The organism is Dellaglioa sp. CoH-57-MRSF-20, from assembly GCF_056781955.1.
Genome location: NZ_JBXAXV010000344.1, coordinates 1 through 232 on the forward strand (window position 1 = coordinate 1; position 232 = coordinate 232).

Annotated in this window: 1 protein-coding gene; it reads right to left on the minus strand. The window is 54.7% G+C overall.

Annotated elements, in window-relative coordinates; translation table 11 throughout:
• The coding region (locus AC1RPN_RS09245) for a hypothetical protein (protein WP_481763888.1) at window positions 1-232 on the minus strand (232 nt) is incomplete at both ends.

Below are 232 nucleotides of genomic sequence, written 5' to 3' on the forward strand. Positions count from 1 at the left end.
CTTCGATGCGTTGACTTCTTCAGCAAAACTTTGCGTCGGAGAATAGAAAAACCGCGAACGACGCACTGGTGGCGGGTTCGCGCTATCTTCAGATACAGGATCATGACCCTGCATCCGCATCATGGTCTCCACATGCGACATTGCCGTGCCGCCACTTCCGTTAGACGGCTTGGCCAATGTCGTAAGTGATAGAAGGAGGTCATCCGCCTGTTCCATTTCCTCGCGGGTCGCG